Consider the following 15129-nt stretch of genomic DNA (forward strand, 5'->3'; position numbering starts at 1 on the left):
AATGACATACAAAAGTTATATTATCAATGAACTTTCCATTATAAAAAATTTTCATTGATGATTGACGAAAAGCTGGGAGAGAGAAAATGGTGCAAAATTATTTGTCAATGGTCATTAATCTCAAAACAATGAATATATACAATATATTGATTTATAATAATTATTTATTACAATATTACCTTCACATCAAGAAAGCCTCTTTCAAACATCAGATTTCCGCCAATGGATAAAACTCCACCATTGTTGAGTTCACTCAACTGATGATGGCATCTTTAAACCAGACTCTGGCTCCTATAATCTTTTTAGATCTTCTTGATATTTCTTAAGGAGCTATTCCTTAGCTTTTGTTTCGATAAATTTAGCTATTTTTTTCCTTGTAAGAATGAAACTCCACCTCTCTGGAAAGCTCTTATTAAGAACTTTGTTTTTCTTCCAGATGGTTCATATTTTTTACTACTTTTGCAATGAAAGCGTAGCTGAGTTGCTTAGATTTGACTACTTCTTTGACTAAAGCCAATGCACGTTCAAAATGAATCTGTTGGGTATTTTCATCAAAGCCTAAATGATCCTCTGCACTGAAACTTTGATAATAAGATTGTAAGGTTGCAACATCACCCAATAAAGCCAGTGCACCAATATGAAGTAAGCTATAATCAGCATAATCTACCTTGATAACCTTATGTACCTCCAACTTCATTCTTTCGCCAAGATGGTGCTCCATATCTGAAATAAAAGCATTTATGAAGATCAATTCTTTCTATCGCCTATTTCAAGACATAATCAAGCTTAATTCCAACCAATCTGCATATATTCCTTCTTCACAAACTCTCAACCCCTTTTTATAAAAATCAAGTTGTAGATCTTGTAAGTGCTGAGAATTGATAGGGATCAATTACCATACAGGCAGCAGCTAAAATACCAGTACTAATCGAAACTCCAACATCAACTTACTGATAACCTTTGATAATTGCGTCATTATAAAGAATTTGTACTTCACAATCTGGTAGTTGATAACATGCTGAATAATTATCTACCTCTTTAATTTTTTCAACAGACCAATCAAGATTTTGAAGAGCACTGTTGCACTCTCCATGATTAAAAAATTCTTTGCTCTACCTCAAAAGAGGTTGTATCCATATCAAAAGTCAAAAGACAAGCAGATTTTTGCAAACAAAAGTGATAACGCCGTGTAAGAGAAGAATCTTATCAATAAGGCCTTTGGTGATTTCTTTTGTGACGTCTAAACGAGATGGAATCTTATTCATAAAAAAACATAATAAAGTCAATAGTTTGTGTGCAATTATTTTATATGAATCCCATTTAAAATCTACACTTTTATACGTGATTTAATTAACCATTTTTCATAAACAATTACCATGTATGGATAGACCATAAAACGCATGTAAACATTCAAATGAAGTGAACGCAGCTATCATTCATAACAGTTCATAAATTTTATGATACGTTTTTATCACACACAAATCGCATTATTAAAAACGTAATCGTTTGAAATTATCGATAACATAAATTGCATGCGTTTAAAAAATGGTATGGGGTTTACTCTTTTTTTGAGCTAAACCTTAAAAGAAATAATCATTTGAAACTATCATAGAATAGGTTTTAATTCATTAAGGGCACATAAAAGGATTTAAAGACAAGTCGATTTTAAAGCGCCGCTTACTAAAAAGTTAGTCAATAATAAGCAGACATTATATAGATACTATCATCACAACAGGTAATGAAATTGATAATGTTATGTCGTAGAAATCAAAAGATTTTTAATGATATAACGCAGGCAAACAAGCAAAAAACGTTTTAAAAGTTACAGTTTAAAAATACGAAACCAAATGAAGTTCCCTAAAATTTGAGGATACTTATTAAGACAAAGATAAGTAGATAAATTTCAAAAGGATTGCAATCATATTACAAAGGCATGGTGTTTTACTCAATTTTGAGTCAAAAGCGACAATGTTTAAAGAATGCTCTATTCTAAAGTTAACGAGCTCAAATTTGAGCTGGTTAATTTTGCCAGCCCAAATATAGAGCGGCTTATTTGAAAAGAAGTTATGTTTAAATGCAAAGTGAAAATACGCTTATGAGAACCCCACTAAATGAACGTTTAAACGTTTAGAGACATAAAATGATATCTCTATAAATACGTTTGAAACCTAGATTTATAACAGTTTAAAAGCCTTAGATTTTATAAAAAGCGGTTGTTTATTGTCTTATGAAAAGCTGCTTTTAAAAACCAATGTTCGTAAATGTAAACAACGGGTTTTGTTACAAATATTCACTTAATACGCATTTCTCTTGATTGTCTTGATATGAACCTACCAAGCGTTGAGACATTTTGATAATGTACTTTGTGTCAAATGACCACTTCAAAAATGCGAGCGTTATTCTTAATACGCTTTATAGCCATACATAAAGTGTTTATAGGTTCTGTAATTCAAATGAGTGATTAAAGATCATATCTGTCATTTACGTTCCTTTTGATCAGTTTTAATCAATAGAATAGAGCGTTTGCAATATGATACGTTTTGTATACATACATTCATTATTGACTTCTTTTGTATGATCTGTAGTACCTCTATTTAAAAGCAGCGTCATATCAATTGGCACAGCTTTCTTTTATGATGCGTTTATAACCATCAAAGAAGCACCCTCCACGTCTGTCATTTATTCTGTTTATCAATCTTGATAACATCATCACTTTCATAAACCTCTCAATTTATGGGAACCGAATATAAATCGCTATGTCTTTTTATTCTTGCATTGCCATATACATTACTTCTAATCACGATATAATCAGGAGATCTTGGCATTGCCATAAACAGAGCCGTAGACCTTAGTATGACACCCCACGCTAGCATTGCCGTAAACCTTGCCTAACAACCGCATGATCATAAACCGCGGCATTGCTATGAATACGTGCACTACCGGATAATTTTGCATTCCCATAAACCCGCGCTTAATGATAAACTCAAACGTTATAAGAAAGATGAGCATTGTCATAAACATGAACACCAAAATACACATGGGTTTTATCACATATAAGGGTATTGCCATACACATAGCCACCAATGGCAGCATTGCCATAGCCCCTTATATTTTCATAAACACAACCAGATTTTACAACACAGACATTATCAGCAACCCAGCAATTACCATCATGAGAGAGATTGCTTTCATTTTCAATAAAAGCCATCCAGATCGCTTTTTTTACATCACCAAAATCGTTTAAAGCACGAATGCGATAATATATATATACATGACCAGTCACGAAATCCATTTGATTGATCTATTCATATTTTGGATGGTTTTTTCTGATTAACAGGAGCGGTTTCATTTGCAATGAAAGAAATAACGGAGGTGTTTTTTGATATAGTTATCATAATTAAACCTGTATGTTTTTAAAAGTTTTGAACAGACATTAAGCCAGCTCCAAACCAAATGTTTGTTGCATCAAGCGCTCTGTTCAAACTAATAATAACATATTCATTACCTAGTAGTAGAATACCAACTTCTACACCTGCATAAAGCGAAGCAATAATCCGCCCATATGGCTATGCTGTATGACTATAATAGAACCCAAAACCATCATTGCTACACTCGCAACACCAGCAGCAAAACGGATCAAAAGGACTAAGTGTTAACGCCATGAAAATAATTAAGTGCACTCATCACTATAGCTGCACAAGATAGTATGCGAGGAGCAAGAAATATAATCCCAATTCTGCCAAACGTAAAGAACATACTCCCAACTAGATAACCACCATAATTAGTGTTCGATATATAAGAAAGTTGATTAAAGCTAAACAATCCCTCATCCAACATAACTGGCAATATTGGTGTATAGAGAAATCACCAGATACCCATATCAAAACCATATCGAATACAGCATTTTGAAACAATTCAAATCTTGACGGTTGTTTTTTCCCCCTTATTATTCCTTTAACTGGTGATATTCCTCATCCGCGTTCCATATCACCATAACAGCCTTTAACTCCAAAAATAGAATAAAAGCAAATTTAGCTATCTATTTTAATGCTCAAAACAATATATTTAGCGATCTACTATCAACATCGCCAGATCAGTTTTACAATAACATATTGAATTAATATGTATTTTTATGTTATAAATGTTTATAGTTAAATTGAAAGCATATTTAGATAACCTTGCTTTTTTATCTCGATATTCAAAATGACTAACCGAAAAATTATATACGCAGCCGTAAATTTTACTTCTCTTAAAATCATTTGCTTATTCGCTGCAAAACTTAATAAACAACTCAAATAACCATTTTCATAAAAGAGGAAATTGGCTTCTTTTTAGGTAATCTTGTTATTTAGGATGATATGAAGTTGAAGAATTTGGTGCACCCGACAGAATTCGAATCTGTGACCTCTGCCTTCGGAGGGCAGCGCTCTATCCAGCTGAGCTACGGGTGCTTCACACTGATTATTAAAATCAGTTATGGTCTTTTAACTAATCATACTCTTAGCTTCAATGCTAAATTATCATTCTAATAAAAAAATTACTCGTTTGTAATTTATCTAACGACGCATTCCTTTTACTTTTTAATGATACTTTACCTTGAAATAACTTCTCTTTATTCAATGCTCTTTTTATTATAAAAAGAGCTTTTATTACAACTTCAAAACTCTCAAAAATAAGTTACAACATAAATTATAAGTATCAGGATAATTTTTAAATGGCTACATTACCAAGTCGCTTTCATTTTATTTCCGCAGAAACTGAGGAGGCTATCAAAGCTACCCATAAATTAATTTCCGTTTATGGTCATTCTTCTCTGGAAGAAACTGATATTGTTGTTGCAATCGGTGGTGATGGGACAATGTTACAAACCGTACGAGATGTCATGAACACAGGCAAACCTATTTATGGTATGAATCAAGGTTCTGTAGGATTTCTTATGAATGAATTTCATGAAAAAAAATTGCCCAATCGTATTGCTGCCGCACATAAAAAAGAAATCCATCCCCTGCGCATGATTGCAAAATCTGAATGTCAAGATTCTATCGAGGCGCTTGCAATTAATGAAGTATCCCTCTTTCGGCAATCTTATCAAGCGGCAAAAATTCGCATCACCATTGATAACAACGTACGCATGGAACAATTAAGTTGTGATGGTGTCCTCGTCGCTACACCAGCTGGATCAACCGCCTATAATTTATCAGCACAAGGACCTATCTTACCTCTTATGGCTCCCCTTATGGCCCTCACTCCCGTTAGCCCTTTTCGCCCTCGGCGTTGGCATGGAGCTTTGCTTCCCGATACAGTAACAGTGCGCTTTGATATGCTTGAACCTGACAAACGCCCTGTAAACGCTGCTGCAGATAATATTGAAGTTAAATCTGTTCATTCAGTTACTATTTCAATGGCAACAGAAGTAACAGCTTCAATCCTTTTTGACTCAAATCATTCATGGGATGAGCGCATTTTATCAGAACAATTTCGCTATTAATGATTGTATTATGCGTTTTATATGTATATGATTGTTATAGTTAGTTTTTTTGTGAAAACATCTTAACACTTTTAAAGAGTGTAGAATATTGGTTATAATCATCATTAGATAGCGCAGTTAAAATCACAGAGCAGTTGATAAAAAAATGATACCATCTTTAAACAGTTTTGATGATTTAGGTCTTTCCGCAAAGGTTATTAATGCGGTGAAATCAGCGGGGTATACAGCTCCGACACCTATTCAAAGTGAAACAATTCCGCATGTCCTTCAAAGAAAAGACGTTTTAGGAATCGCCCAAACGGGAACAGGTAAAACCGCCTCTTTCGTATTGCCTATGCTCACTCTCCTTGAAAAAGGTCGTGCAAGAGCACGAATGCCCCGTACGCTTATCTTAGAACCAACAAGAGAAATTGCAGCTCAAGTTGAAGAAAATTTCGATAAATACGGCATAAATCATCGTTTAAATGTTGCTCTTTTGATTGGTGGCGTTTCTTTTGAACTCCAAGATCGCAAACTTGAACGGGGAGCTGATGTTCTTATAGCAACACCAGGGCGCCTTCTTGATCATTGCGAGCGCGGTAAACTGCTCCTGATGGGCGTTGAAATCCTTGTGATTGATGAAGCTGATCGCATGTTGGATATGGGCTTTATTCCTGATATTGAACGCATCTGTAAACTAACCCCTTTTACGCGTCAAACTTTGTTCTTTTCTGCAACAATGGCGCCAGAAATTACAAAGCTAACGAAACAATTTTTACATTCTCCTGTATCTGTTGAAGTTACAAAAGCTTCCTCAACAGCTACCACAATTACACAACGGCTTGTCAAATCTGGAAATAAATCATGGGATAAAAGAGCGGTTTTACGAGAGCTTATCCAAAATGAAGGTGCAGAGCTTCAAAATGCAATCATTTTCTGTAATCGAAAGAGAGATATCTCTGAACTTTTTAGATCGCTTATCAAACATAACTTTAATGTAGGGGCACTTCATGGAGATATGGACCAATATTCGCGCATGAACACCCTAGCTGATTTTAAAAATAATAAACTTACACTTCTTGTTGCTTCTGATGTTGCTGCCCGTGGACTCGATATTCCAGCTGTAAGTCATGTATTTAACTATGATGTTCCTACACATGCTGAAGACTATATCCATCGAATTGGTCGTACAGGGCGTGCAAATCGTAGCGGAAAAGCCTTTACAATCGTTACAAAAGCTGATCAAAAATATATCAATGCCATCGAGGAAATGAGTAATGAAAAAATTGAATGGCTCAATGGAGATCTCTCAACTTTAATAGCCGATGATCAAACAGAAGATATTGTTGTAAAGAAAAAATCTTCAAAACCATCAAAGAAAACTGCTCCAAAAGAGACTGTTGCTCACACTAAAAAATCTGTAGAAGAGAATAAAACAGAATATATCAAAAATGCAAATAATAAGGAGAAGCCATCTGAGCAACAACGCTCACGAAAAAATAAGAATTACACACCTATTGGATTTGGTGATGATATTCCTGCTTTCATGCTTATAAAAACGTGTAAATAAACCCGTTCTCTACTCTCTTTTAGAGTGAAATGAACGAAATACTTTTAAAAAATCCGCTCTTATTTCCTAGAGAGCCTTTCCGTTACCTTTTCACGCCCTAAAAGCTGCAAAATTTTTCCCATTTCAGGTCCATGATCCATGCCCGTAAGTGCCTGACGTAATGGCATAAATAAAGCTTTTCCTTTTCGACCTGTTTTTTCTTTTAATGCTGTTGTCCAAATTTTCCAACTTTCCTCATTCAAAGCACCTTCAGGTAAGAAATCGAGTGATTGGTGCACAAAAGCACGATCCTCTAGTGCTACTGTATCAAAATTCTGTTCATCATGAATGATTTTCCACCAAAAAACAGCATCATTGACTTTATTAATATTGCTTCTTATCGCGTTCCAGAAATATTCCGCCTTATCTCCCTCAATAGAAAGTTTTTTAAGGCGCATTTTTACTTCCTCATAGGTTAACTCATGGACAAGATGACTATTCAAAGCAAGAAGATCAGCAATATCAAATTTTGCAACGGATCTTGACGTATCTTGGAGATTAAAATGCTCTAAAAGCGCAGCTTGATTGGGATAGGGATGCACATTTTGCGATGTCCCAATCAAAACGGCAAGGCATTGAACAGCTATAGATTCAAATCCTTCTTCCCGTAGAGAACGAATAGAAAGATCATTATTACGTTTTGAAAATCCTTTTCCTAAAACTGTCGCCAATAAATTGGTATGAGCAAAAACCGGTAATTCTGCATTAAGAGCTTTAAAAAGAGCAATTTGAGCGCCTGTATTTGTAATATGATCATCCCCACGAATAATATGCGTAATAGCCATATCTACATCATCAACAATAGACGGCAATGTATAAAGATAGGTTCCATCTTCACGAATAAGAACAGGATCTGAAAGAGAAGCTAAATCAATCGTCTGCTTTCCCTTTATTGCATCATTCCAGCAAACTTCTGTTCGCTTTGTGTGTAAAGGATCACTTTCAAAATTAGGAAGAAGAAAACGCCAATGGGGTTTACGACCTTGTGATTCAAAGTTTTTTCTCTCTTCTGTTGTCAACTTCAATGCTGCACGGTCATAAACAGGAGGCAATTTGCGTGAAAGCTGGATTTTACGACGCCGCTCTAATTCCTCTGTTGTCTCATAACAAGGATAAAGAAGGCCACGTTGTTTGAGAATTTCTGCCACTTCATCATATCGATTAAATCGCTTGGATTGGTAATAAATTGCATCTGGTTGAATACCAAGCCATTCAAGGTCAACAGCAATAGCATCGATATATTCTTGTTTAGAACGTTCAATATCTGTATCATCATAGCGTAAAATAAATTCTCCCTTATACGCTTGCGCATAAAGCCAGTTGAAAAGCGCAATACGGATATTGCCAATATGAATATAACCTGTTGGAGAGGGAGCAAAACGAACTTTAACCATAAAATAATACTCAATTTTTATCGCGAAAATGATTGACTATAGGATAGCGACGATCGCGTCCGAAATTTTTGTAACTGATTTTTACACCAGGCGCAGATTGACGCCTTTTATATTCGGCACCATAAAGAAGCTGTTCAACTTTCGCAACAGTTTCTCGTGAATGTCCACGTTTAACAATATCACAAATACTCATGTCATTTTCTACAAGAGATTGTAATATATCATCTAAAATAGGATAAGGCGGAAGAGAATCTTCATCTTTTTGATTTTCCCGCAGCTCTGCAGAGGGTGCTTTTTCTATAATATTGGATGGAATGATCATTCCTTCTGGTCCTCTCAAATTGTGCAAGTGATTTTTATTGCGCCACTCCGCTAATGCATAAACCTGCATTTTATAAATATCTTTAAGAGGATTAAACCCGCCATTCATATCCCCATACAGTGTTGCATATCCCACAGCCATTTCTGACTTATTGCCTGTCGTTACCACCATTGAGCCGAATTTATTTGAAAGCGCCATTAAAAGTGTACCGCGTATACGACTTTGAAGATTTTCCTCTGTGACGTCAGAGGGTAACCCTGAAAAAACAGGTGCCATTGTCTTTAAAAAAGCCTCAACAGGTTGTGCAATCGGTATGATTTCATAACGACATCCCAAAAGATCAGCACATTCTTTGGCATCTTTTAATGATTCTTGCGAAGTATAATGATAGGGCATCATAATGGTGCGAACCCTCTCAGCACCAAGAGCATCCACCGCCATTGCCGTACACAGGGCTGAATCAATTCCTCCTGAAAGACCAAGAATAACATCCTTAAAGCCGTTTTTATTAACGTAATCTTTCAACCCCAAAACACAAGCTTGATAATCAGCCGCTAATCCATTGAGAAGACTTTCATTAGGACCTGAAATACAGTGCCATCCCGTCGTTGTTTTTTGCCAATGGCTTAAAGCAATATGGCTATCAAAGTGTTTCATTTGAAATATCTTTTTGCCTTGTCCATTCAAGGCAAAAGACCCACCATCAAAAACGAGCTCATCTTGACCACCTACTTGATTAGCGTAGATAATTGGCACTCCAGATTGTAGAGCCTGTGTATGAACAACGTCTATACGTTTTAATGTTTTATTACGATAATAAGGAGATCCGTTAAGGACAAGAATAATTTCCGCTCCTTTATCTTTAAGCTCTGTACTAAGAGAGGAATCATTCCAAAGATCCTCACAAATGACTATTCCTAATTTAATTCCATGATAGACAATAGGCTGAGGACGTGGACCTGAAGAAAATAAACGCTTTTCATCAAATTCAGCATAATTAGGTAAATCAAACTTCAAACATTCGGCAATGACTCTCCCTTCATCAAGAACCATGACAGCGTTGTAAATATTACCATTGCGCCTTAATGGAAGACCAATGACAATTCCTGGTCCGCCTACGGTTATCTTTGCTAACTTCTCAACAGTCTCTTCACATGTTTTTGTAAAAGCAGGTTTTAGAACAAGATCTTCCGGCGGATAAGCACTTATAAAAAGTTCCGTGAATAAAACAAGATCAGCCCCCTCTTCTTTGGCCTTTTGATGCGCCATGACAGCTAAAGAAAAATTCCCCTCAATATCACCGACAATAGGATTTAATTGGGCAATTGATACCCGAAAATCATTTTTCATAAGCCTTTGTATCATTTCATCAGTTTAGCAACCACAACTTTATTCTTCATCATCGGAAACATCATTTTTTAAAATTCTTTTCTGCCATAATGACCTAAAAATATTAGGCAAATTTTTGCCTACCCCCAGCAGCAATTGCTAACGATTCAGTCACGCGATTTTTTTTAAGGAGTTCAGCAACAAGAAAAGCCAATTCTAACGCTTGATCTGCATTTAACCGTGGATCACATTGCGTATGATAACGATCAGATAAATCGTCCACAGAAATGGCGTGCGCCCCTCCTGTACATTCAGTAACATCACGACCTGTCATCTCAATATGAATGCCTCCTGGATAAGTTCCCTCTCCACGATGCACTGCAAAAAAATTCTCTACTTCTTTTAAAACATAATCAAAAGGACGCGTCTTATAACCATTGGCAGTAATTGTATTGCCATGCATTGGATCACATGACCATATAACCGCACGCTTCTCGCGTTCAACAGCACGGATGAGTTTAGGCAGATAACTTTCAACTTTATCATAACCAAAGCGCGTAATGAGAGTAAGCCGCCCCAACTCGTTTTCAGGATTTAAAATATCAATTAATTTTAAAAGCTCATCAGGCTCAATGGAAGGACCACATTTTAATCCTATAGGATTCTTAATGCCGCGACAATATTCAACGTGAGCATGGTCAATCTGACGCGTACGGTCACCAATCCATAACATATGACCAGATGTTGCATACCAATTTCCTGAAGTTGAATCAATCCGAGTCAAAGCCTCTTCATAACCAAGCAACAGTGCTTCATGACTGGTATAAAAAGATGTTTCACGCAATGAAGAATGTGTTTTGGATGTAATCCCTATAGAACGCATAAAATCAATTGCTTCAGAAATACGCTCTGCCAATAATTCATAACGTTCTCCCTGCGGACTGTTAGAAACAAAACTCAACATCCATGTGTGAACATTTTCTAAATTAGCATAGCCACCTTGTGAAAAAGCACGCAATAGATTAAGTGTTGCCGCAGATTGGCGATAAGCCATAGACATCCGTTGCGGATCTGGAATACGAGAACCGGCTTCAAATTCAATGCCATTAATAATATCCCCACGATAAGCAGGAAATTCAACTCCCTCTTTTCTTTCAATATCAAAAGAGCGAGGCTTTGCAAATTGACCAGCAATACGACCAATTTTAACAACCGGTTTAGAACTACCAAAGGTCAAAACAATCGCCATTTGCAAAAATACACGAAAAAAATCACGAATATTATCAGCTTCATGTTCTGCAAAGCTTTCGGCACAATCACCACCTTGCAATAAAAAAGCTTGGCCTTTCGCAACGGCTGCTAATTCATTTTTTAAATCACGTGCTTCACCGGCAAAAACTAAAGGAGGATACCTTCTCAGTTTTCGCTCAACATCTTCTAACATAGACTTATCCGGATAAGTCGGAACTTGTTTAATTGGCCTTGTTCTCCAAGTGTCAGGCGCCCATTCTTTTATCATTACACTCTCTCTAAAGATTAATCTTACAGATTAGCATATCAAAAGCTTTTTACCGCAATATATGCTGTTTAACTTTCTATTTTCTTCCCATTTTCATATATATAACTTGGTTTATACATCGTTACCAATTCTTCTGCCATCGTTGGATGCACTGCCATCGTCTCATCAAAGATATCCTTCGTCAGCTTACCCTTGAGAGATATCCCTATAAGCTGAGCCATCTCACCAGCATTTTCCCCTAAAATATGAGCGCCCACAACAATACGGCTTTCACCATCAACAATGAGTTTCATAAGCATTTTCTCTGAACTACCAGAAAGAACATTACGCATAGGACGAAAAACTGTACGATAAATTTCAAGACGCTTATAACGCTTTACCGCCTCTTCTTCTGAAAGACCCACCGTTCCAATCTCTGGCTGTGAAAAAACTGCTGTTGTAATTAAATCATAATCAGGTGTTGTGGGAATATTCTCAAATGCTGTCTTAACAAAACACATTGCATCATGAATCGCAACAGGTGTTAATTGAATATGACCTGTTACATCACCAACAGCCCAAATATGGGGGATATTTGTTGTCATTTTCTCATCAACAACAACTGCACCAAATTCATCCACTTGAACACCTGCCCTATCAAGTCTTAAACCCGTTGTATTTGGTACACGCCCCGTAGCCAACATAATCTGATCGGCACTGATTATTTTCCCATTTGATAAAACAACTTCATAACAATTTTCTGCAGCCTGCACTTTAGAAATTGTTATTCCGTAGAGAATAGAAATCCCTTTTTCAATCATTGCATCGCTGAGCAATTGCCGCAAATCATGATCAAAATTACGAAGGATTAAATCACTCCGATGGAGGAGTGTTGTTTTTACACCTAATTCATGAAAAATATTAGCAAATTCAACACCAATATACCCTCCACCAACAATGACTATTGATTTTGGGAGTTGATCAAGGTCAAAAATCTCATTAGAAGTAAGGCAAAATTCACCACCTTCTATGGGAGTATTTTGTGCAAATTTTGCTCCCGTTGCAATCAAAATTTTTTCTGCACTTACCCGCTCACCCGTGGCAGAAAGCTCTAATGTGTGATCATCTATAAAAGTAGCACGACTTTCATAAATATGCACATTGTTATTTTCTAATCCCTTACGATACAGCCCTTCTAACCTTGATATTTCTTTATTTTTAGCTGCAACCAACTTTTCCCAGCTAAAAATTGGATCCGCATATTCCCACCCAAAACCAACACTTTTCTTAAATTCTTTTACATATTGTGATGCATAAACATAAAGTTTTTTGGGAACGCAACCACGAATAACACAAGTGCCCCCTATACGATATTCCTCTGCTATAGCGACCCGCTTGCCAAGACCTCCAGCAAGCCGTGCTGCACGCACTCCACCAGAACCACTTCCAATAACAAATAAATCAAAGTCAAAAGAGCCCACGAATTATTCCTTCTTATACATCTGCAAGAGTAGGCTAAGATCTTTTATTATCAAATGAAAGTCTTTTTTTCTTTTGAAGAAGCCTTTTTTATAAAGCAGTATTCTAAAAAGACTTATTCTCATTAAAATATTTAAAACGGCGGGAAAACCGCCGCTATTAAAAAAATCAGAAATTGCCCATTGTTGTCATGATATCGATCAAGCTATTTTTTATTTTCTGAAGATTCTGATTTTATAGGCATATTTGTAGGCATAGTAGAATTATTCAAATTAAGTGTTTCAGACATCTCTTTTTTCACATTTTCTACAAGATCCCGCATAAGAGCAGTACGCCATATATCAAATGCTGAATAAGAATCACGTGCAATATTGGGGACTTCTGTCAAAAACTTTTTACCGGTATCAGAATTATAAAATGTTGTTATCGCATCAAGCTCTTTTTGAGTAAAATATTTTGCATATACATGAGCAATCTCTTTTTCTAGATCAGAGCGCCTTTTAATTAAAGCAAGCGCCTGCTTATCAACAATATCAGAAATAGCTGTTGCCAAATTCGGATCATCGCTAATCAGTTCATTTTTGAAATCATGGACCGCATTTGGTAAAAAGCTATCAAATTGATCCGTTGCATGAATAGCTCTGATTGCCTTTCGCGCTGAATCTAAATGTTGATCACTCACACCTTGTGCATAAGCCATGCCAACATTCACAACAAAAATAGCAATTGCACTAAAATATACGACAAAACGCTGAAAAGAAAATATTATTTTCATTTAATGATTACCCCGATCGCTAATTATAATTTTAATTCGTTATTCTACCTAAAATCTTTAAGACCCTTTTTTACTGTGCTAACATATCATCATGTAAATGCCTTTTCTAAAAATCAAACGGTTCTAAAACTTTTATTTGACCATCAGCCATAGCGACAATTGCACGTGAAGCCAACCCCAAAAAAAGGCCATGCTCAACAACACCAGGAATAGCAAGAAGTGCATCCGATAATGGTTTTGGTTGCAAAATGCAGCCCCAAAATGCATCAAGAATAAAATGGCCACCATCTGTTTCAAAAGGATTTTTTCCATTCATTCGCAATGCAATTTTTCCAGAAAGCCCTAAATCATCAGCGACTTTTTCAATGGCTCTGCATGTTGTGTGGATACCAAATGGATTAACTTCAATTGGTAGTGCAAAAGCACCAAGTCTTTTTACCACCTTTGTTTCATCCGCAATGACAAGCATTGCACGAGATGCCGACGCTACAATTTTTTCATACAACAATGCTCCCCCTCCCCCTTTAATGAGCATCATCTCAGGACCAATTTCATCTGCTCCGTCAATATCAAGATCCAGCTCAGGTATTTGTTCTAAAGTGCTAACAGGCACTCCAAACTTATGACAGAGTTGTTCAGAATATTTTGAAGTAGCAACACCAGTCACCCGCAAACCATCCGCAACACGCTCACCTAGAAGATGAATAAATTCATTGACTGTCGAACCAGATCCGATACCAAGCCGCATACCATCTTCAACAAACTCAAGCGCTTTAATAGCTGCCATTTTTTTTAACTGCTGAACATTCATGAATGACTTTGCCTTCTATCCGTATAAGCAGCATTTATCACCCCTATTACCACCGATAATAATGATAATAAAAGATAACCTCTTGACGCAATCTATTTAAATTGACCATCATCTCTTGCTTGAAGAGATGTTACTCGTTATAGAAATATATGATAAGAATAAAATAGAATAATCAACAATTATCTTTTTTATTTCTTTGAGAATATTTGTTAGCATTTTTCTCATTCAATAAGAATTTTTGATTTATTTTGTGCTATCAATAGGATGCACAAAGATGCACATATCAATTTTTTTGAAAAAATTAAAATGATCAGATATAAAAAATCATCTATTTCTAGAAAACTGTAGATTATTATCTCATTTCAATAACGTTGATAAACTTACCAATTTAAATACCGTAAAATATTATGAGAAAAGTCTTCTGTTATTTTTTGTTTTGTCATTA

General features: G+C 36.0%; 12 protein-coding genes and 1 tRNA gene. 2 read left to right on the plus strand and 11 right to left on the minus strand.

Going from position 1 to position 15129, the window contains the following annotated elements; all coding sequences use genetic code 11:
• Positions 1 to 412: 412 nt before the first annotated feature.
• From ACFINH_RS05630 to ACFINH_RS05650, 5 genes are all read right to left on the minus strand, one after another.
• Positions 413 to 697, minus strand: coding sequence for a DUF6990 domain-containing protein (locus ACFINH_RS05630; RefSeq protein WP_375632360.1), 285 nt, complete (start codon positions 695 to 697; stop codon positions 413 to 415).
• A gap of 2111 nt (positions 698 to 2808) precedes the next feature.
• Positions 2809 to 2955 carry a hypothetical protein gene (locus ACFINH_RS05635; RefSeq protein WP_375632361.1) on the minus strand — a complete coding sequence of 49 codons (147 nt, stop codon included), beginning with the start codon at positions 2953 to 2955 and terminating at the stop codon, positions 2809 to 2811.
• A 28-nt stretch (positions 2956 to 2983) separates the two neighbouring features.
• Positions 2984 to 3283 (minus strand): hypothetical protein, encoded by a 300-nt coding sequence (locus ACFINH_RS05640; protein ID WP_375629649.1) that lies wholly within the window; start codon positions 3281 to 3283, stop codon positions 2984 to 2986.
• A gap of 362 nt (positions 3284 to 3645) precedes the next feature.
• Complete coding sequence (locus ACFINH_RS05645) at positions 3646 to 3837, minus strand: YbfB/YjiJ family MFS transporter (protein WP_375632362.1); 192 nt, start codon at positions 3835 to 3837, stop codon at positions 3646 to 3648.
• A 537-nt stretch (positions 3838 to 4374) separates the two neighbouring features.
• Positions 4375 to 4451, minus strand: a tRNA-Arg gene (locus ACFINH_RS05650).
• 263 nt (positions 4452 to 4714) lie between these two features.
• On the opposite strand from ACFINH_RS05650, the gene ACFINH_RS05655 reads away from it, so the two are divergent.
• Positions 4715 to 5488, plus strand: a complete 774-nt coding sequence (locus ACFINH_RS05655; protein ID WP_375612145.1) for an NAD kinase — start codon at positions 4715 to 4717, stop codon at positions 5486 to 5488.
• Positions 5489 to 5633: 145 nt separating this feature from the next.
• Positions 5634 to 7037, plus strand: a complete 1404-nt coding sequence (locus tag ACFINH_RS05660; protein WP_375620798.1) for a DEAD/DEAH box helicase — start codon at positions 5634 to 5636, stop codon at positions 7035 to 7037.
• Positions 7038 to 7096: 59 nt separating this feature from the next.
• Here the strand turns inward: ACFINH_RS05660 and gltX are convergent, their stop codons facing one another.
• The 6 genes from gltX to rpiA all read right to left on the minus strand — a co-directional run bounded on the left by gltX (position 7097) and on the right by rpiA (position 14684).
• The gene (gltX, locus tag ACFINH_RS05665) at positions 7097 to 8470 is read right to left on the minus strand and encodes a glutamate--tRNA ligase (RefSeq protein WP_273790689.1); all 1374 of its coding nucleotides are present in this window, start codon (positions 8468 to 8470) and stop codon (positions 7097 to 7099) included.
• Positions 8471 to 8480: 10 nt separating this feature from the next.
• Entirely contained in the window at positions 8481 to 10142 is a 1662-nt protein-coding gene (locus ACFINH_RS05670; RefSeq protein WP_375613481.1) for an NAD+ synthase, read from the minus strand.
• A gap of 103 nt (positions 10143 to 10245) precedes the next feature.
• On the minus strand, positions 10246 to 11640 hold the full coding sequence (locus ACFINH_RS05675; RefSeq protein ID WP_375632363.1) for a class II 3-deoxy-7-phosphoheptulonate synthase: 1395 nt from the start codon (positions 11638 to 11640) through the stop codon (positions 10246 to 10248).
• Positions 11641 to 11708: 68 nt separating this feature from the next.
• Positions 11709 to 13100 carry a glutathione-disulfide reductase gene (gene gor / locus ACFINH_RS05680; RefSeq protein WP_273790686.1) on the minus strand — a complete coding sequence of 464 codons (1392 nt, stop codon included), beginning with the start codon at positions 13098 to 13100 and terminating at the stop codon, positions 11709 to 11711.
• Positions 13101 to 13303: 203 nt separating this feature from the next.
• Positions 13304 to 13873, minus strand: coding sequence for a DUF2059 domain-containing protein (locus ACFINH_RS05685; RefSeq protein ID WP_375612140.1), 570 nt, complete (start codon positions 13871 to 13873; stop codon positions 13304 to 13306).
• Between the two features lie 106 nt (positions 13874 to 13979).
• A complete protein-coding gene (rpiA, locus tag ACFINH_RS05690) occupies positions 13980 to 14684 on the minus strand; it encodes a ribose-5-phosphate isomerase RpiA (protein WP_375613478.1) in 705 nt (234 codons plus the stop codon).
• Between the last annotated feature and the right edge of the window lie 445 nt (positions 14685 to 15129).

The sequence above is a fragment of the Bartonella sp. AA74HLJMH genome (assembly GCF_042197045.1).
Classification (GTDB): domain Bacteria; phylum Pseudomonadota; class Alphaproteobacteria; order Rhizobiales; family Rhizobiaceae; genus Bartonella.

Bases quoted from the DNA above. Each gene is read 5' to 3' on its own strand.
- ACFINH_RS05635 (WP_375632361.1), bottom strand. From the start codon at position 2,955: ATGCAAAATTATCCGGTAGTGCACGTATTCATAGCAATGCCGCGGTTT.
- ACFINH_RS05630 (WP_375632360.1), bottom strand. From the start codon at position 697: ATGAAGTTGGAGGTACATAAGGTTATCAAGGTAGATTATGCTGATTAT.
- gltX (WP_273790689.1), bottom strand. From the start codon at position 8,470: ATGGTTAAAGTTCGTTTTGCTCCCTCTCCAACAGGTTATATTCATATT.
- ACFINH_RS05675 (WP_375632363.1), bottom strand. From the start codon at position 11,640: ATGATAAAAGAATGGGCGCCTGACACTTGGAGAACAAGGCCAATTAAA.
- rpiA (WP_375613478.1), bottom strand. From the start codon at position 14,684: ATGAATGTTCAGCAGTTAAAAAAAATGGCAGCTATTAAAGCGCTTGAG.
- ACFINH_RS05685 (WP_375612140.1), bottom strand. From the start codon at position 13,873: ATGAAAATAATATTTTCTTTTCAGCGTTTTGTCGTATATTTTAGTGCA.
- ACFINH_RS05660 (WP_375620798.1), top strand. From the start codon at position 5,634: ATGATACCATCTTTAAACAGTTTTGATGATTTAGGTCTTTCCGCAAAG.
- ACFINH_RS05670 (WP_375613481.1), bottom strand. From the start codon at position 10,142: ATGAAAAATGATTTTCGGGTATCAATTGCCCAATTAAATCCTATTGTC.
- ACFINH_RS05645 (WP_375632362.1), bottom strand. From the start codon at position 3,837: ATGTTGGATGAGGGATTGTTTAGCTTTAATCAACTTTCTTATATATCG.
- ACFINH_RS05655 (WP_375612145.1), top strand. From the start codon at position 4,715: ATGGCTACATTACCAAGTCGCTTTCATTTTATTTCCGCAGAAACTGAG.